At 69.0% G+C, this 23,457-nt stretch carries 23 protein-coding genes and 1 other RNA gene; 17 read left to right on the forward strand and 7 right to left on the reverse strand.

Annotated features, from left to right (window positions below; translation table 11 throughout):
• Positions 1–3: 3 nt before the first annotated feature.
• The 5 genes from flgK (at position 4) to ACIPVN_RS01610 (ending at position 3,726) form a co-directional block, all read left to right on the forward strand.
• Entirely contained in the window at positions 4–1,410 is a 1,407-nt protein-coding gene (flgK, locus tag ACIPVN_RS01590; protein WP_400438551.1) for a flagellar hook-associated protein FlgK, read from the forward strand.
• Between the two features lie 14 nt (positions 1,411–1,424).
• Positions 1,425–2,312 (forward strand): flagellar hook-associated protein FlgL, encoded by an 888-nt coding sequence (gene flgL, locus ACIPVN_RS01595; protein ID WP_400438554.1) that lies wholly within the window; start codon positions 1,425–1,427, stop codon positions 2,310–2,312.
• Positions 2,309–2,719: a flagellar assembly protein FliW gene (locus ACIPVN_RS01600; RefSeq protein ID WP_400438557.1), complete on the forward strand. Its 411-nt coding sequence runs from the start codon at positions 2,309–2,311 to the stop codon at positions 2,717–2,719. Before flgL ends, ACIPVN_RS01600 begins: the two co-directional genes overlap by 4 nt.
• A gap of 3 nt (positions 2,720–2,722) precedes the next feature.
• Positions 2,723–3,286, forward strand: a complete 564-nt coding sequence (locus ACIPVN_RS01605) for a hypothetical protein (protein WP_400438560.1) — start codon at positions 2,723–2,725, stop codon at positions 3,284–3,286.
• Between the two features lie 125 nt (positions 3,287–3,411).
• Entirely contained in the window at positions 3,412–3,726 is a 315-nt protein-coding gene (locus ACIPVN_RS01610; RefSeq protein WP_400438563.1) for an HU family DNA-binding protein, read from the forward strand.
• Positions 3,727–3,744: 18 nt separating this feature from the next.
• Here ACIPVN_RS01610 and ACIPVN_RS01615 read toward each other — a convergent pair whose 3' ends face one another.
• Together ACIPVN_RS01615 and ACIPVN_RS01620 are read right to left on the reverse strand one after the other, a co-directional pair.
• A complete protein-coding gene (locus ACIPVN_RS01615; RefSeq protein WP_400438566.1) occupies positions 3,745–4,833 on the reverse strand; it encodes an AAA family ATPase in 1,089 nt (362 codons plus the stop codon).
• A gap of 272 nt (positions 4,834–5,105) precedes the next feature.
• Positions 5,106–6,020: a methyltransferase family protein gene (locus ACIPVN_RS01620; protein ID WP_400438569.1), complete on the reverse strand. Its 915-nt coding sequence runs from the start codon at positions 6,018–6,020 to the stop codon at positions 5,106–5,108.
• A gap of 41 nt (positions 6,021–6,061) precedes the next feature.
• Between ACIPVN_RS01620 and ACIPVN_RS01625 the strand changes: the two genes are divergently transcribed.
• Positions 6,062–7,015: an L-lactate dehydrogenase gene (locus ACIPVN_RS01625; protein WP_400438571.1), complete on the forward strand. Its 954-nt coding sequence runs from the start codon at positions 6,062–6,064 to the stop codon at positions 7,013–7,015.
• A 60-nt stretch (positions 7,016–7,075) separates the two neighbouring features.
• Here the strand turns inward: ACIPVN_RS01625 and ACIPVN_RS01630 are convergent, their stop codons facing one another.
• Positions 7,076–7,840 carry an SDR family oxidoreductase gene (locus tag ACIPVN_RS01630; RefSeq protein ID WP_400438573.1) on the reverse strand — a complete coding sequence of 255 codons (765 nt, stop codon included), beginning with the start codon at positions 7,838–7,840 and terminating at the stop codon, positions 7,076–7,078.
• A gap of 100 nt (positions 7,841–7,940) precedes the next feature.
• On the opposite strand from ACIPVN_RS01630, the gene ACIPVN_RS01635 reads away from it, so the two are divergent.
• The gene (locus ACIPVN_RS01635; protein ID WP_400438576.1) at positions 7,941–8,777 is read left to right on the forward strand and encodes a helix-turn-helix transcriptional regulator; all 837 of its coding nucleotides are present in this window, start codon (positions 7,941–7,943) and stop codon (positions 8,775–8,777) included.
• A 7-nt stretch (positions 8,778–8,784) separates the two neighbouring features.
• Here ACIPVN_RS01635 and ACIPVN_RS01640 read toward each other — a convergent pair whose 3' ends face one another.
• On the reverse strand, positions 8,785–9,633 hold the full coding sequence (locus ACIPVN_RS01640; RefSeq protein ID WP_400438579.1) for an aldo/keto reductase: 849 nt from the start codon (positions 9,631–9,633) through the stop codon (positions 8,785–8,787).
• Between the two features lie 42 nt (positions 9,634–9,675).
• Between ACIPVN_RS01640 and ACIPVN_RS01645 the strand changes: the two genes are divergently transcribed.
• From ACIPVN_RS01645 to rnpB, 4 genes are all read left to right on the forward strand, one after another.
• Positions 9,676–10,101: a YchJ family protein gene (locus ACIPVN_RS01645; RefSeq protein WP_400438581.1), complete on the forward strand. Its 426-nt coding sequence runs from the start codon at positions 9,676–9,678 to the stop codon at positions 10,099–10,101.
• Between the two features lie 33 nt (positions 10,102–10,134).
• Complete coding sequence (locus tag ACIPVN_RS01650; RefSeq protein ID WP_400438584.1) at positions 10,135–10,866, forward strand: zinc ribbon domain-containing protein; 732 nt, start codon at positions 10,135–10,137, stop codon at positions 10,864–10,866.
• 19 nt (positions 10,867–10,885) lie between these two features.
• Positions 10,886–12,589, forward strand: a complete 1,704-nt coding sequence (locus tag ACIPVN_RS01655) for a bifunctional 3'-5' exonuclease/DNA polymerase (protein WP_400438587.1) — start codon at positions 10,886–10,888, stop codon at positions 12,587–12,589.
• Between the two features lie 35 nt (positions 12,590–12,624).
• Positions 12,625–12,987: RNase P RNA component class A (rnpB, locus tag ACIPVN_RS01660), an RNA gene on the forward strand.
• Positions 12,988–13,048: 61 nt separating this feature from the next.
• Here rnpB and ppgK read toward each other — a convergent pair.
• Positions 13,049–13,795 (reverse strand): polyphosphate--glucose phosphotransferase, encoded by a 747-nt coding sequence (ppgK, locus tag ACIPVN_RS01665; protein WP_400438590.1) that lies wholly within the window; start codon positions 13,793–13,795, stop codon positions 13,049–13,051.
• Between the two features lie 69 nt (positions 13,796–13,864).
• Here ppgK and ACIPVN_RS01670 point away from each other — a divergent pair, with 69 nt between their 5' ends.
• Genes ACIPVN_RS01670 through ACIPVN_RS01685 form a run of 4 tightly spaced genes read left to right on the forward strand, consistent with a single transcriptional unit; the run spans position 13,865 to position 19,373 of the window.
• Entirely contained in the window at positions 13,865–14,068 is a 204-nt protein-coding gene (locus ACIPVN_RS01670) for an SPOR domain-containing protein (protein ID WP_400438593.1), read from the forward strand.
• A 13-nt stretch (positions 14,069–14,081) separates the two neighbouring features.
• A complete protein-coding gene (glnA, locus tag ACIPVN_RS01675) occupies positions 14,082–15,419 on the forward strand; it encodes a type I glutamate--ammonia ligase (RefSeq protein WP_400438596.1) in 1,338 nt (445 codons plus the stop codon).
• 9 nt (positions 15,420–15,428) lie between these two features.
• Positions 15,429–18,404 carry a bifunctional [glutamine synthetase] adenylyltransferase/[glutamine synthetase]-adenylyl-L-tyrosine phosphorylase gene (locus ACIPVN_RS01680; RefSeq protein WP_400438599.1) on the forward strand — a complete coding sequence of 992 codons (2,976 nt, stop codon included), beginning with the start codon at positions 15,429–15,431 and terminating at the stop codon, positions 18,402–18,404.
• A 48-nt stretch (positions 18,405–18,452) separates the two neighbouring features.
• The gene (locus ACIPVN_RS01685) at positions 18,453–19,373 is read left to right on the forward strand and encodes a diacylglycerol/lipid kinase family protein (RefSeq protein WP_400438602.1); all 921 of its coding nucleotides are present in this window, start codon (positions 18,453–18,455) and stop codon (positions 19,371–19,373) included.
• On the opposite strand, the gene ACIPVN_RS01690 is transcribed toward ACIPVN_RS01685, so the two are convergent.
• A complete protein-coding gene (locus ACIPVN_RS01690; RefSeq protein WP_400438604.1) occupies positions 19,360–20,517 on the reverse strand; it encodes an AI-2E family transporter in 1,158 nt (385 codons plus the stop codon). The genes ACIPVN_RS01685 and ACIPVN_RS01690 overlap by 14 nt on opposite strands.
• 119 nt (positions 20,518–20,636) lie before the next feature.
• Between ACIPVN_RS01690 and ACIPVN_RS01695 the strand changes: the two genes are divergently transcribed.
• Both ACIPVN_RS01695 and glsA read left to right on the forward strand, forming a co-directional pair.
• Positions 20,637–20,975 (forward strand): YciI family protein, encoded by a 339-nt coding sequence (locus ACIPVN_RS01695; RefSeq protein ID WP_400438607.1) that lies wholly within the window; start codon positions 20,637–20,639, stop codon positions 20,973–20,975.
• Between the two features lie 35 nt (positions 20,976–21,010).
• On the forward strand, positions 21,011–21,949 hold the full coding sequence (gene glsA / locus ACIPVN_RS01700) for a glutaminase A (protein ID WP_400438610.1): 939 nt from the start codon (positions 21,011–21,013) through the stop codon (positions 21,947–21,949).
• 66 nt (positions 21,950–22,015) lie between these two features.
• Here the strand turns inward: glsA and glnA (ACIPVN_RS01705) are convergent, their stop codons facing one another.
• Positions 22,016–23,440 (reverse strand): type I glutamate--ammonia ligase, encoded by a 1,425-nt coding sequence (gene glnA / locus ACIPVN_RS01705; protein WP_400438613.1) that lies wholly within the window; start codon positions 23,438–23,440, stop codon positions 22,016–22,018.
• Positions 23,441–23,457: the final 17 nt, after the last annotated feature.

The following is a 23,457-nucleotide window of genomic DNA, read 5'->3' on the forward strand; positions in this document are numbered from 1 at the left end:
ACCATGTCTTCGTTCGCAGGTCTTCGTCTGGCGGAATCCGCCCTCTCCGCCGCCCGTGCGGGGATGACCGTCACGGGTCAGAACATCGCCAATCAGACGACCACGGGCTACACCCGGCAGCGGGTCGACCAGGCTCCGCTCTCCGGCGTCGGTCAGACCGGGCTGTGGAAGAGCGGCCTCGGCATCGGCGGAGGCGTCTCCGTCACCGGTGTCGCACGCCTGGGGGATGCGGTCCTCGACGCACGCGTGCGCGATGCCCTCTCGACTTCCGGATTCTGGAGCGCACGGGCGACCGCGGCCGCCCGTGCCGAGAGCGCGATGGCGGAACCGACCAAGGACGGCCTCGCCGCGAACCTCGACCGCTTCTGGTCCGGATGGTCGGATCTCGCGAACACCCCGGAACCGGCTGCGGCGCAGGTCGTGCTCACCAACGCTCAGGTGCTCGTCGGTCAGATCGCGGCGGGCTATCAGGCCGTCGCGGGGCAATGGAGCGATCTGCGCGGGCAGGTCGATCGCGACATCGCCGATGTCAACGCGGTGGCGGGGCAGGTCGCGGCGCTGAACGGTCAGATCCGCGACGCGCTGCATGCCGGACGCAACGCCAACGAGTTGATCGACCAGCGCAACGTTCTCGCCCAGCAGCTGTCCTCGGCGGTCGGGGCGACGGGCGTGGTCGAGTCGGATGGCACTCTCACCCTTCGCGTCGACGGGAACGCGCTGGTCTCGGGCGACAGCAGTCGATCGCTCCAGGTGACCGGTCCGCGCGAGATATCGGAGGCCGGTCGCATCGTCGTGTCGTGGGCCGACCGGCCGGACGTGCCGGTCGTCGTCGGCGGCGGCGTGGTCGGCGGCACCATCAGCGCCCTCGCCCCGGCATCGGACGGCGGTACGCTCGCCGCTGTCGCCGCCGCGTACAACGAGACCGCGACGGCCCTCGCCGCGGCGGTCAACGATGTGCACCGCACCGGGGTGACCGCCGGTGGCGCGGCCGGGGGCGACTTCTTCTCCCTCGACACCACGGGACCCGCGGCGCTCGGACTGAGCATCGTCCCCACCGGGCTCGATCAGCTCGCGCTGGCGGCGCCGGGAGCCGGTGCCAAAGACACGACGATCGCCGACCGCATCAGCGCCCTCGGCGCCTCCGCCACGGGGCCGAGCAAGACCTGGGCGACGTTCGTCACCGGGTTCGCGGTCTCGGTCGCCGGCGATCTGCAGCGTGCCGACATCGCCGACATGGGCGCCGTGGCCGCGGTCACCGCGCAGCAGTCGAACGCCTCGGTCGACGGCGACGAGGAGACCATCAACCTGCTGACCTACCAGACCGCCTACCAGGCCGCCGCCCGCGTGCTGACGGCGATGGACGAGGCGCTCGACCTGCTCATCAACCGCACCGGCCTGGTCGGCCGCTGACCCGGGAGTCGACCATGATCGGACGCATCACGAGCAGCACCATGACGCAGCAGTCGCTGCGGACGCTGCAGACCAATCTCGCCGACCGCGAGCGCCTGCAGAACCAGGCCGCCTCGCAGCGCGCGTTCCGCTCGCCGAGCGAGGATCCCGCCGCCGCGGCGACGACGCTCGGCGTGCACGGCGAGCAGGCGCGGGTCGCGCAGTTCGCGCGCAACCTGAGCGACGGCATGGCGTGGGTCACCACGGTCGACACCGCGCTCGGAGCGAGCACCGACCTGCTCAACCGGGCCCGCGACCTGACGGCGCAGGGCGCGAACTCCGGGGCGCTCAGCCCGACCGCGCGGGAATCCATCGCGCAGGAGCTCGAGACGATCAGCGCCGAACTGCTCGCTCAGGCGAACACGACGGTGCTGGGTCGCAGCGTCTTCGCCGGAACCGGTGACTCCGGCGCCGCCTTCGACCCCGACACCTTCACGTTCCACGGCAGCCCGGGAGACGGCGTGCAGCGACGTATCAGCGACAACGAGACGGTTCGCGTCGACTTCGACGGCTCGCAGGCATTCGGCGAGGGGGCGAACAGCGCCTTCGCGCTCCTGCGCGACATCGCGGCCGAACTGCGCAGCGGGGCGAACGTCGGCCCCCGCCTCGACGACATCGACGCGCGCCTGAAAAACGTCGTCGCCGCGCGCGGCACGACGGGTGCCCGGCAGGTGCAGATCGAGCGCGCGGCCTCGCAGAACCTCGCCACCTCCACCGACCTCGAGGCGCGTCGTGCCGAGGTCGAGAACGTCGACAGCCTCGAAGTGCTCGTGCGCCTGCAGTCCGCCGAGCTCGTCTTCCAATCCGCCCTGCAGGTGACCGCCAAGTCGCTGCAGACCAACCTCCTGGAGTTCTTGCGATGACCGCGACGACCGCCCGAGCGGGCATCGAGCCGGCAGCCCGCATGGTCGAGTTCACCTCGCCGATGCACGGCCTCGCCCCGCACACGACCTTCACGCTCGAGCACATCGCGGGTGCCGACGGTCTGTACGCGCTCCGGGCGACGGATGCCGACGTGCGCCTGTTCGTCGTGGAGGCGCCGTTCGTGGACCGCTCGTACGCGCCACAGGTTCCGGCGTCCGTCCGCGCCGAGATCGGGGCCTCTGCCGGTGATGCGCTCCAGGTCCTGGTCGTGGCGAATCCCGGAGACGACGGCGTGCACGTGAATCTGCGTGCGCCGATCGTCGTCCATCCCGCGAATGGACGCGCAGTGCAGGTGATTCTCGAAGATCAGAGGTACCCGATCCGTTCCCTCCTCGGCGGACGGTGACGGATGGTCGATCTGCGCTCCCGCACGCACGGTCCTGGCGCGACGAAGGGGGTCAACCTCGTGGTTCTCGCCTACGACGACCGCCTCGTCGTCGGCGACGATGCTGACGGCGCCGTCCACCATCTCGATGCACGGGTGCACCCCGGCGACCGTCGAGCACCGGGCGAGACCGAACTCGCACTCGTCCCGGCGAGGGAGGAGCCGTCCGACGGCGAGTTCGAGAACTCGGCGCGGTACACCGCGACGCAGCTCGTCGCGATCGCCGAGGCGGCGGGCGACAACACGGCCCCACTGCTCGATGCGAGCGGGGTGGTCGTCGGCCGCGCCTACGGCGTGAGGGCGGATCTGCTGATCAACGACGGCGATGTGGTGCTGAACACCAAGACCCTCGAGCCGACCGAGCTCTCCGTGCGCGCCGATGAGCGCGGTCTCGGCATCCGGGCGCAGATCGACGTGTCGACCGCCGCCGCACGCGCAGCGCGAGAGATCGCGAAATCACGGAAGAATCAGGTGAAACCGGAGTTCACCGCATATACCAAGGAAGAGGCGCTAGCCTCTGAGGGGTAAGGGCTGGGGCCTCGCTGATCCCGGTTCGTCGCAGGGGGGCCTTCGACGAATCACCGGTGCAGCTGTCAGGGGCGCAGCGCAAGACGCTCGGCGACGGGCGAACACACCAGGGGACGGTACAGAGCATGAGCACATCCAGGACGCTCGAGGCCAATCGCGTGAGCAAGCGCGAGTTCGTACAGCGATTCGCGCGACGCGGCGGAATCTCGGTCTTCGCCGCTCAGACGGCGTACAACGCGATGATCGACGAACTCCTCGACCTCGTCAGTCAGGGCAACACCGTCACCCTCACCAACTTCGGCAAGTTCTACCCGCAGACCCACAAGGGCCACCGCGTGCAGTTCGGCAAGGACGAGGGCGCCGGCGAGGTCACCGACTACACGGTGCTGAAGTTCTCCGCGACCCGCGAGGTGAATCGCCGCGTCAAGGTCACCGACTGAAAGACGCGAGCTCGGACGTCACAGGCCGAACCCGTAGGTCGCCTGCGCGACGAGCGCGAGGCTGACGGTCGTCGGGTAGACCTCCGGCTCCTCGTCGTCGTCACCGAGCAGATCGAGTCGATCGATCGGCACGAAGATGCCGCCGTCGGGCTCGAAGATCAGGTCGCGGGGCACGAACGATGCGAAGAGTGAACGGGTACCGTTGCGCAGCTCGAACGTACGCCCGACGTCTCCGCGCTCGAACAGGTTCATCTCGACCTCGTCGAACCAGACCTTGCCGTCGGGGAAGCGTGCCTCGATGCGATACGTGCCCGGCTCGACCGCTTTGATGTTGAGATCGTCGACGATCTCGGCGAACAGCGTGTCGGGCTGCTGAAGCTCGAAGGCGATCGCACGCAGATGGTCGTAGTTCAGTCGGGCGCGTCGCGAGAACAACGCCACGTTCTCGATCTCGTCGGGGTGCGCGTTCGGTGCCTGATCGAGGAGGTACTGCCGCACCTCGTCGGGGCCCGGGTAGTCGAAGCGCAGGTGGTAGTGGAAACGGCCGGGCCGGTTGACCAGGTACGTGCTCACGTCGGCGATCGCGTTCACCGAGAGGCAGTAGACCCGCTTCACCGAGGAGAGCCCGTCGAACAGCGACAGGAACTGGTTCTGCCGATTCAACCCGTCGGTGATGCCGCGGCGTCCGGCCGGGAAGATCTTCTCGAACTCGTCGAAGACGATGAGGCACTCGTCGAGGCTGTCGAGGAACTCCACGATGCCGTCGTGGTCCTCGGAGACGACGACCACCGGAAGACCGTGCTCGCGCGCGGCCTCGGCGACCATGCGCAGGAACAGCGACTTGCCGATCCCCTTGTCGCCCGAGAGCATGACCCCGAGGCTGCGGTCGGAGAGGGCGTACGAGCGGAAGATCTTGGCGACCTTGCGATCGCGGCCGCCGTAGATGCGCTCCGCTCCGACGGTCAGATCATCGATGCGCACGAGGCTGAAGCCCTCTTTCGAGGTGAAGCAGACCCGATAGGTCCCCAGGGGGAAGGCCTGGTGGGTGCGCACGGCGTCGTCGTACACCCGCACGTGACCGCCGGTCTCGATGTAAGTGCTGGCCACACCCTCCTCCTTCGCTCCCCGATGGTCGATCGGTGGGGTTTCGACGCTCGTTCGATGGCGCATCCTGCCCTCGGCGGGCGGAGCGACACGGTGGAGCACGAGGTGCCGGCGAGTAGGGGAGTCACGCAGGAACCGGAGGAGAGCGGTGGGGGATCCGCCCGGGATACCATTTCACGTCGGAGGCCCGGACGACAAGCGAGAAACGGCGTGTCGGGGCCGAAATCTCTTCGTTTACGTGCACACGGACCGCTCGGCCGGTGCTCGCGATCGATTCAGCCCGCGATACGCGGCACCCAGCAGGTGACGCGTCGGCGGTAATCGGCATAGTCCTCGCCGAACCGCTCCGCGAGGTCGGCCTCCTCGATCGGCCGCACGACGGTGTTCCACACCAGGGAGCCGCACAGCGCGTAGACGACGACGAGCCAGGATCCGAGCACCATCCCGACCGCGACGCCCTGTGCGATACCGGCGACCGCCATCGGGTTGCGCACGAAGCGGTAAGGGCCGGCGATCACGAGATGGCGGGCCATCTCGGAGGGGAGCGGCGTTCCCTCGCCCAGCATCGACATCGTGATCGCCGACCAGAGGCCCAGGGCGGTCGCGGCGAGGAACAGGGCGATACCGATCAGACGGATGGCGGGCGCCATCTCGAGATGCAGACCCCATCGCGCCTCGATGGCGGCGATGACCACCGGCAGGAGGCCGAGGAACACGCCCCAGAAGAACAGCGTCTGAAGTCCGGTGCGCGCCATCACCCGCGCGCGCCCCTGGGAGCGGGACGCACGGAAGGCGAACGGACCGCGGGCGATCCACTCGAACGGCGCGCGGCCGAGGACGATCACGGTGCAGGCTGCCAGACTCCCCGCCGCGGCGGCCACCATGAGCAGCGCGCCCCACCCGGCCAGACCGGTGAGGGTCGCGTGCACGGTCATACCGGCCGCTACGAGCACGGTCCACGATGTGGCGACCCAGACCGCCGCGCGCACACCGCACGCGGCGAGCGCCGACCCTCCGACGAAGAGCGGGATATCGGCGATCGCGATCGGCAGGACGGGAAGTCCGTCGAGGGTCGCCGCGCGGATCGCGGGCACGAGGAACACTCCGAGCCACCAGCATCCGCCGGCCATGGCCTGCAGAGCGAAGTACGCGCGCGCCGCCGGGGGAGCGATGCGGATGCCGGCGAACACCGCCCCATGCTATCGACCCGGCCACCTGCCACACTGGGCGCATGGAGATCATCGAGAACTCGAAGCTCACGGTCGTCGGCGCGGGAAGCGTCGGGTCCAGCGTGGCGTATGCGGCGCTGATCCGGGGGTCCGCCCGGCACATCGCCCTGTACGACATCGCGACCGAGAAGGTCGAGGCCGAAGTGCTCGATCTCGCGCACGGCACGCAGTTCACGGGCACGAGCGACATCATCGGCGGCAGCGATGTGTCCGTGGCCGCGGGCTCTCACGTGGTCGTCATCACCGCCGGGGCGAAGCAGAAGCCCGGCCAGACGCGCATCGAGCTCGCCGACGTGAACGCGGGGATCATCCGGCGCATGATGCCGCAACTGCTCGAGGTGGCCCCGAACGCCGTGTACGTGATCGTCACCAACCCCTGCGACGTGCTCACCGTCATCGCTCAAGAGGAGACGGGCCTGCCGCCTGAGCGGATCTTCGCCTCCGGCACCGTGCTCGACACCTCGCGGCTGCGGTGGAAGCTGGCGCAGCGAGCCGGTGTCTCGACGGCGAGCGTGCACGCGCACATCGTGGGGGAGCACGGAGATACCGAGTTCCCCCTGTGGTCGCGGGCCACGATCGGAACGGTGCCGATCCTCGAGTGGGAGACACCCGATCATCCGCGTTTCACGCTCGCCGAGCTCGACGAGGTCGCGGTCGACGTCCGCGATGCGGCCTACAAGGTCATCCGCGGCAAAGGGGCGACGAACTATGCGATCGGTCTCTCGAGCGCCCGGATCGTCGAAGCGATCCTGCACGACGAGCACGCCGTGATGCCCGTGAGCACGGTGCTCGACGATTTCCACGGGATCGACGGCGTCGCGCTCTCGGTGCCGTCGATCGTCAGCGCCTCGGGTGCGGTGCCGATCCGGAACACGTCGTTCTCCGACGCCGAGCTGGCGCTGCTGCAGGGATCCGCCGATGCGCTTCGCTCGGCCGCGGCGACTCTCCGCTCCTGACGGGTATTCGACGCCGAGACACGACCGGGGCACCGCGGTGGCCCGGCGCCCCGGCCGCTCTCACTTCCCGTGCGGGTCCGTGCGGTTGAGTGCGGCGACGACCTGCGCGTAGTCCCCGCGTGCTTCGCCGTAGCGGAGGAACTTCACCCGCTCGACCTGCACCTCCGAGGCGTCGGGACGCGTCTCGAGCAGTGTCATGACCTCCGCGATGAACTCGTCGAGAGGCATTGCCGCGTCATTCTCTGCGTGACCGGGCATGAGATCGGTGCGCACGGCCGGGGGCTCGAGCTCGACGACCGAGACGCTCGATCCCTCGAACTGGAGACGCAGCGATTCGCTGAGCATGTGGATCGCCGCTTTGCTCGCGTTGTAGGTCGGGGTGACCCGCAGCGGAGCGAAGGCGAGTCCGGAGGACACCGTCATGATCGTGGCGTCGGGCAGACGGCGCAGATGTTCGACGAACGCGGCGATGAGGCGGATCGGTCCCAGGACGTTCGTGGTGACGATCTCCTCGGCCGTGGTGAGGAACCCGTCGGGGCTGCGCCAGTCCTCCGCGCGCATGATGCCCGCCATCGTCACGAGCACGTTGAGTGCGGGATGCTCGGCGAGGACGGTGCGTGCGGCGTCCTCGATGCTCGCGGCATCCGCGGTGTCGATCCGAACGGTGCCGAGATCCGGGTGCTCGGTGGCGATCGCCTCCAGACGGTCGGTGCGGCGGCCGCCGACGATCACGGTGTTGCCGCGATCACGCAGGGCGAGGGCGAGCGCAAGACCGATGCCGCTCGTCGCGCCGGGGATGAAGATGGTGTTTCCGCTGATGTTCATGCGTCCAGCCTCCGTCGGCCGCGCGGACCGCTCCAGAGACGGATGATCCAGGGAGCGCCGATCCCTGGATCGGGTACCCGACTCGCGGGATACTCGGGGAGTGGATCGTGATGCGCTGGCCGACTTCCTCCTCCGACGCCGGGAGGCGTTGACCCCCGACGACGTGGGGCTGTCGCCGGGACCGCGCCGGCGCACGGCCGGGCTGCGCCGCGAGGAGGTCGCCCAGCTCGCGACGATGTCGACGGACTACTACACGCGCCTCGAGCAGCGCCGCGGCCCGCAGCCCAGCACGCAGATCCTCTCATCGCTGGCTCGTGCGCTCCGGCTCAGCGAAGACGAGCGCGACTACCTCTACCGGTTGTGCGGCTACAGCGCCCCCGATCGGGCGCATGTCACGGAGTACGTGCGCCCCGGCATCCTGCGCGTGCTCGACCGCCTGCACGACACTCCGGCGTTCGTCGTCTCGGTCCTCGACGAGGTGCTCGTGCAGAACGATGCTGCTCGTGCGCTCCTCGGTGACGCCAGCGCGCTGACGGGACTCGAACGCAGCGGCATCTACCGGTGGTTCGCGATGCCCGAGACCGAGCGGCGGCGCTATCCCGAGGTCGACCACGCCCGCCAGAGCCGCGCTCTGGTGGCGTCCTTGCGTGCCGCGCACGGCGTGATGGGCGCCCGATCGCGCGCCGGAGAGATCGCGAGAGAACTCTCCACCCGCAGCGACGAGTTCACCGGCCTCTGGGAGAACCACGAGGTGAGCCGTCGCTTCGAGCAGCACAAGACGATGATCCATCCCGAGCTCGGCCGGATCGAGGTCGACTGTCAGGCGCTGTTCACCGAGGACGAGTCCCAGGCGCTCATCGTGCTCACCGCGGCGCCGGGTAGCGAGGCGGCGAGCAAGCTCGAGTTCCTGCGCGTGCTCGGGACGCAGAAGGTCTGACCCTCGGTCAGGACTCCTCGTGATGCGCGGGGTCGGCGTCGAAGAGGCGCCCGTCCGCACGCCCGAGGCCGGTGATCGCCCGCACCTCCGCCTCGTCGAGTGCGACCTCGGCGGCGGCGAGGTTCGCGACCTGGTGCTCGAGCGAGGAGGCCTTCGGGATCGAGACCGTGCCGCGGGCGACGTGCCAGGCGAGCACCGTCTGTGCCGGAGTGATGCCGTGCGAGGCGGCGACTTCGCGGATCACGTCTTCGTCGAGCAGTTCCTTCGCGCGGCCGAGCGGGCTCCACGCCTCGGTGAGGATGCCGTGCTCCCGGTGGTACGCGAGCTGCTCGTTCTGCGGGAAGTAGGGGTGCACCTCGATCTGGTTCACGACGGGACGCACCCCGGTCTCGCGTTCGATGCGCTCGAGGTGCTCGGGCAGGAAGTTCGAGACGCCGATCTGGCGCACGATGCCGCGCTGCTGCGCGTCGACGAGCGCCGCCCACGCCTGCACGTACTCGTCCTGGCTCGGATTCGGCCAGTGGATGAGGTGCAGGTCGGTGATGTCGAGGCCGAGACGCGACCGGCTCTCCTCGATGCTCGTCCGGGCCTTCTCGGCGGGGTGGTGGCGACCGGGGAGTTTCGTGGTCACGATGATCTCGTCGCGATCGACGTCGGATGCCGCGACCCCGCGCCCGACGGAGCCCTCGTTCTCGTAGTTGAAGGCGGAGTCGATGAGACGGTATCCGGCACCTATGGCGCCGGTCACGGCATCCGCCCCGGCATCGCCGTCGAGCGCGTACGTCCCCAAGCCGATCGCCGGCAGGGCGAATCCGTTGTGTGCGGTGAACGTGGGGATGGCGGGCTGAGTGCTCACGGTGCTCCTTCTCGGTCGGTGTCTCGAGCGTACGCTGGAGGGATGACACCCGAGGCGGAGATGGCGCCGCATGACGCCGCGATCGCGGACTCCGCCCGTTGCCCCTGTGGATCCGGCGACCTCTTCGGCGGATGCTGCGGTCCGATCCTCCGAGGCGAGACGATCGCCCCGACGGCCGAGCGACTGATGCGCTCGCGCTACTCGGCGTTCGTGGCCGGTGATGTCGCCCACCTGAGCGCGACCTGGCACGCCTCCACGCGACCGGAATCGATCGAGACGGAGCCGGACCTGCGCTGGCGTCGGTTGGTCGTCCTCGATCGGGAGGCGGGCGGCCCGTTCGATCGTGAGGGGGTCGTCGAGTTCGTGGCGCACTGGATGCAGGACGGTGCCCGCGGGATGCTGCACGAACGCAGCAGGTTCGTGCGCGAGGAGCGCCGGTGGCTGTACGTCGACGGAGACCTCCTGTGATGGCGCCTCCCGCCAGACGATAGATTGGAGAGCGTGAACGCCAGCCCCGAACATCAGCGCATCCTGCTCGACATCGCCGACCTCGACCGGCGCATCGCGCAGGCGGATCGTGCCCGCACCCATCCCTCGCAGGCCGCGCGCATCAACGAACTGGTGGCGATCCGCCAGGAGCAGCTGCGCGAGCTCACCGCGCTCACCGGCACCCGTGACGACGCACGCACCGAATTGACCCGTCTCGAGTCCGACGTGAAGCTCGTCGAGCAGCGCCGGGCACGTGACGCCGAGCGCCTCGCGGTCGCGACCGATCCCAAGCAGGCGCAGGCCCTCGAGCACGAGATCGCGAGTCTCACCCGCCGCCAGAGCGATCTCGAAGACGCCGAGCTCGACGTGATGGGGCGAGTCGAAGAGGCCGAGTCCGCCGTCGCCGCTCAGCAGGCGCTCATCGACATCACGACCGCCGAGGGGTCGACGCTCAGCGCGCAGGGCAAGGCCGATGTCGCCGCCGCCGCCGAGCTCGGCGTCCAGCTCGCCCGCGATCGTGCGGCCGTGGCCGAGAGCATCCCCGCGCCGCTGCTGGCCGAGTACACGCGTCGCGCAGCGAACAGTGCCGGTGCGGCGCTGCTGACCCGCGGCACGTGCGAGGGGTGCCGCATGATGCTCCCCAGCACCGACATCGCCGAGATCCGTCGCGCCGCCGAGGACGCGGTCGTCTCCTGCCCCGAGTGCGGCTGCATCCTCGTGCGCACGGAGGAATCGGGGCTGTGATGTACGCGGCGCTCTCGTCGTGAGCGCGTCGCCCACATCGTCCGAGCGACGCATTCTGCTGGTGGCCGACGGCAGCGGCGCACACATCGCCGTCGATCTCGATGCGGCAGACGTCGAGATCCGCCGGGAGAGCCTGAGCGAGCGCGATCTGCCGGGTTGGGTCGCCGCGTCCGAGCAGCGCGACGCCCCGCGGTGGGTGATCCGCAGCGCGCGCGAGACCTATGCGCCGCTGCTCGCCGAGGGCGTGCGTATCGGGCGCACCCACGATCTGGTCCTGTGCCACGCGATCCTTCGTGACACGGCATCCGTCCCCCATCCGCTGAAGCCGTCGGAGGACTGGGTGCGCCGCGAGGCGCCCGATGCCGAACCCGGGCTGTTCGACCTCTTCGACACGGATTCGATGCACGTGGATCCCGTCACCGAGGCTCTGGAGCAGTACCGCGCGCAGCGTCGTGTGATCGCCGCGGCAGCCGACGGCCGACTCGCCCTGCTCTGTGCCGCGGAGTCCGCCGGCGGCCTCGTGGCCGAGGAGATGCGCGCGGCGGGGGTGCCCTGGGATGAAAGAGTGCACGACGAGATCCTCACCAAGGCTCTCGGCGCTCGATCGCTCGCCGGCGGACTCCCGGCGAAGATGGTCGCGCTCGGTGAACGGGTGCGCGCGATCCTCGGCGATGCCACGCTCCATCTCGACAGCCAACCCAAGCTCCTGCGGGCGTTGCATCGCTCCGGGGTGCCCGTCGAGTCGACGAGCAAATGGGAGCTCGCGCAGTACGAGCATCCGGTCGTCGAACCGCTGCTGGAGTACAAGAAGATGTCGCGTCTGCTCAGCGCCAACGGGTGGGTCTGGCTCGCGGACTGGGTGCACCGCGGGCGGTTCCGCCCGGTGTACATCCCCGGCGGCGTCGTGACCGGTCGATGGGCGTCGGCCGGCGGGGGAGCGCTGCAGCTGCCGCGCAGTCTGCGCCCCGCCGTGCGGGCGGATCCGGGGTGGACGCTCGTGGTCGCCGATGTCGCGCAGCTCGAGCCCCGCATGCTCGCGGCGATGGCCTCGGACGCCGCGATGGCGCGTGCGGCGCAGGGCGCCGATCTGTACGCCGGCGTGGTCGACTCCGGCGCGGTGGCGACGCGCGAAGAGGCCAAGTACGCCGTGCTCGGTGCCATGTACGGCGCGACGACCGGCGACAGCGGCCGGCTCGTTCCGCGACTGCGCAAGGTGTACCCGCGAGCGATGGCGCTCGTCGACGCCGCCGCTCGTACGGGGGAGGACGGCGGGGTCGTCTCGACCTGGCTCGGGCGCTCGTCGCCGAAACCCTCCGCCGAGTGGTCGGCTCTCCAGTCCGCGGCCACCGGCGCGGACGTCGACCCGGTAGTGGTGGCACAGGCGCGACGCAGCGCGCGCGACTGGGGCCGTTTCACCCGCAACTTCGTCGTGCAGGGCACCGCTGCGGAATGGTCGCTGATCTGGCTCGCCGAGATCAGGCATCGCTTGCGCGCCCTGCCGCCCGGCGCGACGCCGGCCGCGGCATCCGGACCTTTCGCGGAAGCCGCGCACCTCGCGTTCTTCCTGCACGACGAGGTGATCCTGCACGTCCCCGTCGAGCTCGCGGATGCCGCGGCCGATGCCGTGCGCGAGGCGGCGGCCGTCGCGACCACGCGCCTGTTCGGCACCTTTCCGATCGACGTGCCGCTGGATCTGCGTATCGCCGAGTCCGCCGAGAAATGACCCGCGGCCGGGCGTCGTAGACTGGCAGATGCGAATGGGTCGACTGGACGGTCGCGTGGCGGGCAACCGCACCGAGGAACGTCCGGGCTCCACAGGGCAGGGCGGTGGGTAACACCCACCCGGAGTGATCCGCGAGACAGTGCCACAGAGAGCAGACCGCCCCCGGTTCGCCGGGGGTAAGGGTGAAAGGGTGGTGTAAGAGACCACCGGGGGACATGGTGACATGTCCCGCCAGGTAAACCTCGCCCGGAGCAAGGTCAGACAGAGGATGTTGACGCGGCTCGCCGAGTCCTCGGGTAGACCGCTGGAGCGGCACGGCAACGTGTCGCCGAGAAAGATGGCCGTCGAAGGGGCGAAGAACCCCGGAACAGAACCCGGCGTACAGGTCGGCCCATTCGCCTCGACGTGAAAGGCCCGGTGACCGTCAGGTCACCGGGCCTTTTCATGGTGTCGAGGACGTCAGTCGCCGGCGAGCGAGGCCGCGCCGATGATCCCGGAGTTGTTTCGGTGGATCGCCGGGACGATCGGGGTCTTCAAGTCGAGGAGCGGAAGGAAGTCGCCCGCGTTCTTCGACACGCCGCCGCCGACGACGAACAGGTCGGGGCTGAAGAGGAACTCGATGTGCGAGTAGAACGCCTGCAGGCGCTCGGCCCATTCGGCCCAGGTGAGACCCTCGCGCTCGCGCGCGGAGGTCGCGGCCCACTGCTCGACGGACTCGTACTCGCCGAAGTGGAGGTGTCCGAGCTCGGTGTTGGGCAGCAGCACGCCGTCGTTGATGAAAGCCGAGCCGATGCCGGTGCCGAGCGTCGTGAGCAGGGTGAATCCGCGCACGTCGCGCGCGGCGCCGTGACGTGCCTCGGCGACGCCCGCGGCATCCGCATCGTTCACGAACACGATGTTGCGGCCGAGGCCGTCGCGGAAGAAGCGCTCGGCGTCGAAGTCGACCCATTCCTTCGAGACGTTGGCGGCCGACAGCGTCTTACCGCGCTTCACGATGGCCGGGAAGGCCACCCCGAGGGGGAGCGTCGAGTCGTGCACGTCGAGGGTCTTGAGCACCGTCTGCACGGCGAGCAGCACGTCGGCGGGGGCAGCCCCGACGGGCGTGGGCACCCGCACCCGATCGGATGCCATCGTGCCGTGCTCGAGGTCGACGATTCCTGCCTTGATTCCGGTACCGCCGATGTCGACGCCGATCGCTTTTGCCATGACCCTCAGCATAGCGACAGGCGCTCGCGCCAGTAGGATCGATGACATCAGACGACGAAGGGACGGGCCATGTCCGACGGCGAACACAAGTACTGGTACAACCTCGAGACCAAGCAGGTCGAATTCGGGATGATCTCGCAGTCGATCGACCGCGTGGGCCCGTTCGACACCGAGGCCGAGGCCGCGAACGCACCCGAGACGATGAAGGCGCGCTCCCGCGCCTGGGCCGATGAAGAAGCGGCCGAATCCGGCTGGGACGAAGGAAAGGGCTGAGGCTCCGCACGATATGGACAAGCAGAGAGACTTCGTCCTCCGGACGATCGAGGAGCGCGGCGTCAAGTTCGTCCGCCTGTGGTTCACCGACGTCATCGGCACGCTCAAGTCGGTCGCCATCGCGCCGGCCGAGGTCGAGGGCGCGTTCGCCGAGGGCATCGGCTTCGACGGCTCGGCCATCGAGGGACTCACCCGCAGTCATGAGTCGGATCTGCTCGCGCAGCCCGACCCGACGACGTTCCAGACTCTGCCCTGGCGCGGCGAGATCGACCCGACCGCGCGCATGTTCTGCGACCTCACGACCCCCGACGGCCAGCCGGCCGTCGCCGACCCGCGCCACGTGCTCAAGCGCACGCTCGCGAAGGCCGCCGATGCCGGGTTCACGTTCTACACGCACCCCGAGATCGAGTTCTACCTGCTCAAGTCGTCGCAGTACGGTCCGGAGGGACCGGTGCCGGTCGACTCCGCCGGATACTTCGACAACGTGCCCGGCGGCACGGCGCACGACTTCCGTCGCCGTTCGGTGCGGATGCTCGAAGACCTCGGCATCTCGGTCGAGTTCAGTCATCACGAGGGCGGACCCGGACAGAACGAGATCGACCTGCGCTATGCGGATGCCCTCACCACGGCCGACAACGTGATGACGTTCCGCACCGTGATCAAGGAGGTGGCGATCGAGCAGGGCGTGTACGCGACCTTCATGCCGAAGCCCCTCAGCGGGCACCCGGGCAGTGGAATGCACACGCACATGTCGCTGTTCGAGGGCGACCAGAACGCGTTCTACGAGGAGGGCGCGAAGTACCAGCTCTCGAAGACGGGGCGCCACTTCATCGCCGGCCTCCTGCGGCACGCGAACGAGATCTCCGCCGTCACGAACCAGTTCGTCAACTCGTACAAGCGCCTGTGGGGCGGCGACGAGGCTCCGAGCTTCGTCACGTGGGGGCATGCCAACCGGTCGGCGCTCGTGCGCGTGCCGATGTACAAGCCCAACAAGGGCCAGTCCTCGCGCGTCGAATACCGCGCGCTGGACTCCGCCGCGAACCCCTACCTCGCCTACGCGCTCATGCTGGCCGCGGGCCTCAAGGGCATCGAAGAGGAGTACGAGCTCCCGCCCGAGGCCGAGGACAACGTGTGGTCGCTCAGCGACGCCGAGCGCCGTGCTCTGGGGTACGCGTCGCTGCCGGCGAGCCTCGACCACGCCCTCGAGTACATGGAGGACTCCGAGCTGGTCGCCGAGACGCTGGGCGAGCAGGTCTTCAACTATGTGCTGCTCAACAAGCGCAAGGAGTGGGAGGCGTACCGCGGCCAGGTGACGCCGCTCGAGCTGAAGAACAACCTCGAGCTGCTCTGAGCCGTGCGCATGGCCCGTCCGGACGATTCCTTCTCGCTGTCCGCGCTGGCTCGACTCGGATTCGATGAGCTCGGCGAGGCCGCAGAGGCCCTCGCCGAGCTCGCCGAACTGCTCGGTCGTTCGCGCGCCGAACTGCTGACGGGGGCGGATGCCGCCGACCCCGACGCGGCCGTGCGCGGGATGCTGCGTGTGGCGCGGCGCGATCCCGCGCCGCTGGCGGCTCTGCTCGACCGCGCAGACACGCAGCGCCGCACCTGGCGGGTGTTCGGGGCATCCGAGGGGCTGGCGGACTTCTTCCTCCGCAACCCCGCGGAGCTCGCCGTGCTCGCCGACGACATCGATGCGCTGCCGACCTCCGACGACCTCACCCGTGCGATGCTCGCCGGTGTCGGCGCCGTCGATGGATTCGCACGGTCCGGTGGTGACGACGAGGTCGTGGCCCTCCGGGTCGCCTATCGCCGCAGCCTCGCGGCCATCGCGGCCTACGATCTGACCCGCACCGCACCGGTCGAGGCTCTCGCCGATGTCGCGGCGGCGCTGGCCGACGCGGCAGGAGCGGCGCTCGAGGCGTCACTGGCCGTGGCGCGCAGCCGACTGCGCGAGACCGTCGATCCGCGCGAGGTCGCGGCCGTCCGTCTCTCGATCATCGGCATGGGCAAGGCCGGTGCGCGGGAACTCAACTACGTCAGCGACGTCGACGTGATCTTCGTGGGCGGCACGGCCGACGAGGAGATCGTCTCCGAGTCGCGTGCGATCGACCTGGCGACGAAGCTCGCCCGCGAGACCATGCGCGGCCTGAGCGGCATCGAGAAGGAACCGCCCCTCTGGGAGGTCGACGCGAACCTGCGCCCGGAGGGAAAGCAGGGTGCTCTGGTCCGTTCGCTCGGCTCCCATCTGGCGTACTACGACCGCTGGGCGAAGAGCTGGGAGTTCCAGGCGTTGCTGAAAGCGCGTCCGCTCGCGGGCGACGCCGAGCTGGGAGCGGAGTACATCGGCGCCGTGCAGCCGAAGATCTGGTCGAGCGCGGCACGCGAGGACTTCGTCGACAGCGTCCAGCGGATGCGCGAGCGCGTCAAGGAGCACATCGACCCGGAGGACGCCCCGTACCAGCTCAAGCTCGGCGAGGGCGGACTGCGCGACATCGAGTTCACCGTGCAGCTGCTGCAGCTCGTGCACGGACTCACGGACGCCACCCTGCGTACCCGCGGCACTCTCGAGAGCCTGGAGGCCCTCGTTGAAGGTGGATACATCGGGCGGGTCGAGGCGACGACCTTCGCCGACGACTACCGGGTCCTCCGGCTGATGGAGCACCGACTCCAGCTCAGGGAGCTCAGCCGCACCCATCTCCTGCCGCGGACGCCCGCGGGGCTCCGGGTCCTCGCGCGCAGCACGACGCTGGCCGACAGCGGCGACGGCATCTGGGCGCGCTGGGAGAGCGTGCGGCGCGAAGTGCGCGAGATCCATACGCGACTCTTCTACCGGCCCCTCCTCAGCGCGGTCGCCGCTCTGCCTGAGGGCGAGCGCTCCCTGTCGACTGCGCAGGCGCACGATCGTCTCGCGGCGATCGGATTCCGCGACCCGGCGGGCGCGCTGCGCCACATCGGCGCGCTCACGAGCGGTCTCAGCCGCAAGGCCACGATCCAGCGTCACCTCATGCCGGTGATGGTGCGATGGTTCGCCGACGGCACCGATCCCGACTACGGTCTGATCGCATTCCGCAGAATCAGCGAGCGCCTGGGCAACACGCACTGGTTCCTCCGGATGCTGCGGGATTCGTCGGGGGCGGCCGAAAGCCTCACACGGATCCTCTCGACCTCGCGGTACATCGGCGAGCTCATGGAGTGGATCCCGGAGTCCGTGGCCTGGCTCGACAGCACCGATTCCCTGCGTCCTCGCGGCGGCGCCGCGCTGTCGGAGGAGGCCAGGGCGATCCAGACGCGGCACGAGACGATCGGTGACGCGCTCCGTGCGGTGCGGGCGCTACGGCGTCGCGAGCTGCTGCGCACCGCGATGGGCGGAGTGCTCGACGTGCTGACGATCGAGGACGTCGCGAGGGCTCTCACCGACATCACCGAGGCGACCATCCAGGCCGCGCTGCGCGCGGTGCTGCGCGAGGTCGTGCCGCCCGAAGACGACGCGCTCGACTTCGCGGTGATCGCCATGGGCCGGTTCGGGGGAGCGGAGCTGGGCTTCGGATCGGATGCCGACATCCTGTACGTGTACGCGGCGAACGGCGTCGACCCCGATCGCGCGCAGACGCTCGCGACGAAGATCGTCGCGGGTCTCCGCGAACAGGTCACCGACCATCGTCTGCCGCTCGATCTCGACGCGGGACTCCGCCCGGAGGGGCGCAACGGCCCGGTGGTGCGATCGATCGAGGCGTACGCCGAGTACTACCGTCGCTGGTCGCTGTCCTGGGAGGCGCAGGCACTTCTGCGGGCGCGAGGCGTCGCGGGCAGCGCCAAGCTGATCGCGCGCTTCACCGAGCTCGCCGACACGATCCGCTACCCCGCGGCGATCGATCTGCAGGGCACCCGCGAGATCAAGCGCATCAAAGCGCGCGTCGAGGGGGAGAGGCTTCCCCAGGGGGCCGACCCGCGTCGCCACCTCAAGCTCGGCCCCGGCACGCTCAGCGACGTCGAGTGGCTCGTGCAGCTGCTCCAGTTGCAGCACGCGCACGCCGTGCCGGGCCTGCGCACGACGTCGACGTTGGGCGCGCTCGGCGCGGCGGTCGATGCCGGTCTCCTCCCGGCCGAGGCCGCTGATCGGCTCCGCGAGGCCTGGCTGCTGTCGAGCCGTCTGCGTTCCGCGATCACGATCCTCACCGGGACGACCAGCGACGTGCTCCCTGCGGATCGCCGCGAGCTCGACGGCATCGCGCGGATCCTCGGCTATCCCGACCGCTCGGCCACCGAACTCGAGGAGGAGTACCTGGGTGTGACCCGGCGCGCCCGCAAGGCGTTCGAGAACGAGTTCTACGGCTAGACCCGTGTCGACTTGCGGCCGGAGGCGTTCGGCCCCAGGCTTGGCCTCATGAGCGTCTCGAGCATCGGCATCGTCTGGAATCCGTCCAAGATCGATGGAGACGAGGTGCGAGCCGCCGTCGACGAGGTCTTCGGCGTGGACGCTCCGGTCCGTTGGTGGGAGACGAGCGTCGACGACCCCGGGCGCGGGATGGCGGAAGAGGCCATCGCGGAGGGGTGCGAAGTGGTCGTCGCCGTCGGCGGCGACGGGACGGTCCGTGCGGTCGCCGAAGCGCTCGCGGGCACCGAGGTGGCCCTGGGCATCGTGCCGCAGGGCACCGGCAACCTGCTCGCCCGCAACCTCGGTGTGCCGCTGACGGGCATCCCCGCAGCCCTCGAGCGCGTGCGCGACGCGACGCCCCAGCACATCGACCTGGGCTGGGTCGAGTTCGACGGCGCGACCCGAGCGTTCGCCGTGATGGTCGGGTTCGGGATCGATGCGCAGATGCTTGTGGAGACCGATGACGATCTCAAGGATCGCGCAGGTTGGCTCGCGTACGTGGAGGCGATGGGGCGCGCGCTCGCGGGTACCGAGATGACCGACATCACGGTGACCGTCGACGGTGGGGATCCCGAGGAGGTGCGCGGGCACACCATGCTCATCGGAAACTGCGGCATGCTCCAGGGCGGACTTCGTCTGCTGCCCGACGCGCAGCTCGATGACGGCCTCCTCGACATCCTCCTCATCAGCTCGGAGGGCGCGCTGCAGTGGATGAACACCCTGCGATCGGTGGTCTGGGACAACGGCATCCGTCGCCTGCTCACGCGGGGCGACGAGGCGGTCAGCACCGATTCGGCACAGCACCTCGCCGTCGAGAAGATCTCCGTGACGCTCGCTCAGCCCCTCGTCTTCGAGATCGACGGCGAGGAGATGGGCGAGGTCTCGGAGTTCTCGGTGTGGGTTCAGGCGGGCGCGCTCACGGTGCGGTGAGGGCGGGCGGCACCAGCTTGCGGTCCTGTGAGGGGAACACGACCTTCTGCACGATGATGATGATGCTGGCGGCCACCGGGATGGCGACGAGCGCCCCAAGGATGCCTCCGAGCGCCCCGCCGGCGACGGCGGCGATCACGACGAGGGCGCCCGGCACGGCCACGGCCTTGTTCATGATGCGCGGCGAGAGCACGTACGCCTCGATCTGCATGTAGACGAGGTAGTAGATGATCGCGATGAGCGCCGTCAGGGGGCTGATGAACAGGCAGATCAGCGAGTTGATGATGGATGCCGCCAGGGTGCCGACGAGCGGGATCATCGAGCCGATGAAGGCGATCAGGGCGAGCAGCGCGGGCACGGGGGCTCCGATGATGCTGAGGAAGATCAGGCTCAGGATGCCGTTGACGAGGGCGAGGCTGGCCTGACCCATGACGTAGCGGCCGACGGCGCCGGAAACGTCCTCGAGCAGGCCGCTGAACGTCTCGCGCTGGTAGGCGGGGACGAAGCGCGTCGCGACCTTCTTCATGCTGCGCAGCGAAGCCATGAAGTAGAGCGTGAGGATGAGCACGATCGTCACACCGGTGAAACCGCCCGCGATGCCCGCTCCGACGGCGAACACGCCTCCGCTGATGTTGAGGATGTTGCCGGGGTCCTGAACGAAACTCAGAACCCCCTGCGCCGCGTCCTCGAATGTCGACCCGAACTGAGCCGTCACATCCTTGAACCAGGCGCTGGCCATGAAGTCCTCGACCATCTGCGGCCCGTCGGTGACGAGGTTGGTGATCTGTTCGACGAGGATCGGGACGATCGCGAGGATGATGCCGGCGAAGGCAAGCACGACGACGGCGACGACGATCGCGACGGCGGCGGGCCGTGGGAGCTTTCGCTCGATGAACGCGACGATGGGGTCGAGCCCGAGGGCGAGGAAGATCGCGACTCCGATGTAGACGAAGACCGTCGTCAACTGGCCGACCATCCCGCCGATCCCGAGGGCCACCAGCACACCGAGTGCCCCGAGCAGGCCGAACATGAAAGGATTCGTGCGGGCCGCGGCCGTGACCGAACTGACCTGTCGCGAGGTGCGGCTCGTCGCGGGGCCCGATTCGATGATCTCGGAGGTCGGGACTGTCTTCTTGCGGCGCATGGCGTTCCCCTCGGTAGTGCAGACCTCTCAGTTGACCACCGCACACCACCGTGGTCAAGCCGGGGCGGCGGGCTTGCGCAGCCGTTGATTCTGTGGTGCGCGTGGCGCACCATCGACGTATGACCAAATATCTGATCTCGTTCCCCGGTGAAGCGATGGACCTCAGCGAGGAGGAGTTCCCCCGCGTGGTGGCGAGTTCGCATGCCGTGATCGAGGAGGCGAAGGCTGCAGGGGTGTATGTTTTCGGCGGCGGGATCGACGAGGACGTCGCTCCCGTGCTGGTGACCGGGCGGGGCGCGGTCAGCGACGAGACGTATCCGGGAGTGCGGATCACGGGCGGGTTCCTCGTGCTCGAGCTGCCCTCGCGGGCGGATGCCGTCGACTGGGCGAGTCGTGTGGCGCACGCCTGCCGTTGCCCGCAGGAGCTCCGCGAGTTCGGCTACGATCCCGCGAGCTGAGGCGCGACGTGCGGCCGGCGTGACAGGCTGGTGTCATGAGTGCCGCCGAGGATCCCCGACGACTCGATCTCGACGACCTGCGGGTCCGAGCATTCGGAGAGCGAGGCGGCGCGGTCGACGACAGCATCCCGGAGCTCGCGGAGGCCGACCCGGATCTGCTGGGCATCGCCCTCGTCACCGTCGATGGCGCGACGCGGGCGAGCGAACAGGCCGACGTGAAGATCAGCATCCAATCGGCAGTGAAGCCGTTCCTCTTCGCGCTCGCGCTGCAGGACCACGGATCCGACGCGCTCGATCGCCTGGGGATCGAACCGACCGGCGAGGCGTTCGATGCCATCAAGCTGGAGAGCGGCACCGGGCGTCCCCCGAATCCGATGGTGAACGCCGGAGCGCTGCTCACCGCGGCCCTGGTCGACGGCGACGATGCCGAGGCCAGGAGTCGTCGCATCCTCGCCGGCCTCTCGGCGTTCGCCGGGCGTGATCTGCGGGTGTCCGAACGGATCGCCGAGAACGAGCACCTGCTCGGGGACCGCAATCACGCGCTCGCCCATCTGATGCGCGCCGAAGGCACGCTGGAGGTCGGCGCCGATGATGCCGTCGCCGTATACGCCCGGGCCTGCGCGGTGCTCGTCGACGCGCGGGATCTGGCGGTGATGGGTGCGACGCTGGCGGCCGGTGGGCGCAATCCCGTCACGGGTGCGGATGTCGTCGGTGCCGCGGTCGCGCGAGACGTCATCTCGGTCATGGCCACGTGCGGGGTGTACGACGGGTCCGGCCGGTGGATGCGACGTGTCGGCGTCCCCGCGAAGTCGAGCGTGTCCGGCGCGATCGTGCTGGCGGCGCCGGGAGTGCTCGGCGCGGCCGTGGTGAGTCCGCCCCTCGATGCGCAGGGCACCAGCGTGCGCGGCCACGCCGTCAGTGCGGCGCTGAGCGAGGAACTCGGCCTGCACGCCTTCGGGGTCCCCTCGCACTGACCCGCGCGGAGAACGAGAGAGCGCCCCGCCGGCCGGAGCCGGTGGGGCGCTCTTTTCGATCCGGGATCAGACGCCGAAGTACAGCTCGTACTCGAACGGGTGCGGGCGCTGGGCCATCGGAAGGATCTCGTTCTCGTACTTGTATGAGATCCAGGTCTCGATGAGCTCCTTGGTGAACACGCCGCCCTCGAGGAGGAACTGGTGGTCGGCCGCGAGAGCGTCGAGCGAGTCGAGCAGCGAGTTCGGCACCTGCGGGATGTTCTTCGCCTCCTCGGGGGGAAGCTCGTAGAGGTCCTTGTCGACCGGCTCGTGCGGCTCGGTGCGGTTCTTGATGCCGTCGAGGCCGGCCATGAGCTGTGCGGCGAAGGCCAGGTACGGGTTGCCCGAGGCGTCCGGTGCGCGGAACTCGATGCGCTTGGCCTTGGGGTTGGAGCCCGTGATCGGGATGCGGATCGCGGCCGAGCGGTTGCCGGCCGAGTAGACCAGGTTGACCGGAGCCTCGAAGCCCTTGACCAGACGGTGGTAGCTGTTCAGCGTCGGGTTGGTGAAGGCGAGCAGGGCCGGCGCGTGCGCCAGGATGCCGCCGATGTACCAGCGCGCGATGTCGCTGAGCTGGCCGTAGCCGGCCTCGTCGTAGAACAGCGGCTTGCCGTCGTTCCAGAGCGACTGGTGCGTGTGCATACCGGAGCCGTTGTCGCCGTAGAGCGGCTTGGGCATGAAGGTCGCGACCTTGCCCCACTCGTTGGCGGTGTTCTTGACGATGTACTTGAACTTCAGGATGTCGTCGGCCGCGTGCACCATGGTGTCGAAGCGGTAGTTGATCTCCTGCTGACCCGCGGTACCCACCTCGTGGTGCGAACGCTCGAGGATGAAGCCGGCGTCGATCAGCTTGAGCGTGATGTCGTCGCGCAGGTCGGCCGTCTTGTCGACCGGGCTGACGGGGAAGTAGCCGCCCTTGTAGGGGGTCTTGTTGGCGAGGTTTCCGCCCTCTTCCTCGCGACCGGTGTTCCACGCGGCCTCTTCGGAGTCGACCTTGTAGAAGCTCTCCCCGGCGGTGACCGAGTAGCGCACGTCGTCGAAGATGTAGAACTCGGCCTCGGGGGCGAAGAACGCGGTGTCGGCGATGCCGGTGGAGGCGAGGTACTTCTCTGCCTTCTTGGCGACCTGGCGCGGGTCCTTCGAGTAGATCTCGCCCGTGCGCGGGTTGTAGATGTCGAAGATCATCACGAGGGTGCTCGCCTCGCGGAAGGGGTCGATGTACGCGGTGGTGACATCGGGGATGAGCTGCATGTCGGACTCGTGGATGCTGGCGAAGCCGCGGATCGAGGATCCGTCGAACAGCTGGCCCTCGGTGAAGAACGCCTCGTCGACCGTCGATGCAGGAATGTTGAAGTGCTGCTGCACACCCGGGAGATCGGTGAAACGGATGTCAAGGAACTTGACGTCGTTCTCCTTGATGTAGCTCAGAACCTCGGACGAATCTTTGAACATGTACGACTCCTGTAAGA

It is taken from the genome of Microbacterium sp. NPDC090003, assembly GCF_044748385.1.
In the GTDB taxonomy this organism is placed as follows: Bacteria; Actinomycetota; Actinomycetes; order Actinomycetales; family Microbacteriaceae; genus Microbacterium.

Bases quoted from the DNA above. Each gene is read 5' to 3' on its own strand.
- ACIPVN_RS01690 (WP_400438604.1), bottom strand. From the start codon at position 20,517: ATGCGCCGCAAGAAGACAGTCCCGACCTCCGAGATCATCGAATCGGGC.
- ACIPVN_RS01645 (WP_400438581.1), top strand. From the start codon at position 9,676: ATGACACCCGAGGCGGAGATGGCGCCGCATGACGCCGCGATCGCGGAC.
- ACIPVN_RS01685 (WP_400438602.1), top strand. From the start codon at position 18,453: ATGAGCGTCTCGAGCATCGGCATCGTCTGGAATCCGTCCAAGATCGAT.
- glsA (WP_400438610.1), top strand. From the start codon at position 21,011: ATGAGTGCCGCCGAGGATCCCCGACGACTCGATCTCGACGACCTGCGG.
- flgL (WP_400438554.1), top strand. From the start codon at position 1,425: ATGATCGGACGCATCACGAGCAGCACCATGACGCAGCAGTCGCTGCGG.
- ACIPVN_RS01695 (WP_400438607.1), top strand. From the start codon at position 20,637: ATGACCAAATATCTGATCTCGTTCCCCGGTGAAGCGATGGACCTCAGC.
- ACIPVN_RS01680 (WP_400438599.1), top strand. From the start codon at position 15,429: ATGGCCCGTCCGGACGATTCCTTCTCGCTGTCCGCGCTGGCTCGACTC.
- glnA (WP_400438613.1), bottom strand. From the start codon at position 23,440: ATGTTCAAAGATTCGTCCGAGGTTCTGAGCTACATCAAGGAGAACGAC.
- ACIPVN_RS01610 (WP_400438563.1), top strand. From the start codon at position 3,412: ATGAGCACATCCAGGACGCTCGAGGCCAATCGCGTGAGCAAGCGCGAG.
- ACIPVN_RS01670 (WP_400438593.1), top strand. From the start codon at position 13,865: ATGTCCGACGGCGAACACAAGTACTGGTACAACCTCGAGACCAAGCAG.
- flgK (WP_400438551.1), top strand. From the start codon at position 4: ATGTCTTCGTTCGCAGGTCTTCGTCTGGCGGAATCCGCCCTCTCCGCC.
- glnA (WP_400438596.1), top strand. From the start codon at position 14,082: ATGGACAAGCAGAGAGACTTCGTCCTCCGGACGATCGAGGAGCGCGGC.
- ACIPVN_RS01630 (WP_400438573.1), bottom strand. From the start codon at position 7,840: ATGAACATCAGCGGAAACACCATCTTCATCCCCGGCGCGACGAGCGGC.
- ACIPVN_RS01605 (WP_400438560.1), top strand. From the start codon at position 2,723: ATGGTCGATCTGCGCTCCCGCACGCACGGTCCTGGCGCGACGAAGGGG.
- ppgK (WP_400438590.1), bottom strand. From the start codon at position 13,795: ATGGCAAAAGCGATCGGCGTCGACATCGGCGGTACCGGAATCAAGGCA.
- ACIPVN_RS01600 (WP_400438557.1), top strand. From the start codon at position 2,309: ATGACCGCGACGACCGCCCGAGCGGGCATCGAGCCGGCAGCCCGCATG.
- ACIPVN_RS01625 (WP_400438571.1), top strand. From the start codon at position 6,062: ATGGAGATCATCGAGAACTCGAAGCTCACGGTCGTCGGCGCGGGAAGC.